We start from the raw sequence: 315 nt of genomic DNA, 5'->3' as shown, positions 1-315 counted from the left end.
CGGGTTCTGTCTTGAACAGTCATTCGTCTACGATGGCCATCACTGGACACCTTTAGCAACCTACCCGGTCCCAGCGCGGGCCACGCCTTGGGACCCTATTTGGTCTTGCTCCAAGTGGGGTTTACCTAGCCACGAACTGTTGCCAGACGTGCGGTGCGCTCTTACCGCACCTTTTCACCCTTACCGGCGCTTGCGCGCTTAGGCGGTTATTTTCTGTGGCACTTTCCGTAGGCTCGCGCCTCCCAGGCGTTACCTGGCACTCTGCCCTATGGAGCCCGGACTTTCCTCCCCCCTGCAAGCAGGGCGGCGACTGTC

Annotated in this window: 1 other RNA gene; it reads right to left on the bottom strand. The window is 60.3% G+C overall.

Annotation, left to right across the window (positions count from 1 at the left end):
* Positions 1-315: RNase P RNA component class A (rnpB, locus tag OKJ99_RS13760), an RNA gene on the bottom strand.

This window comes from Streptomyces endophyticus, assembly GCF_035798155.1.
GTDB lineage: Bacteria > Actinomycetota > Actinomycetes > Streptomycetales > Streptomycetaceae > Streptomyces > Streptomyces endophyticus.
The sequence above is the reverse complement of the archived record's forward strand: the minus strand, read 5'-3'. Positions and strand labels throughout refer to the sequence as shown.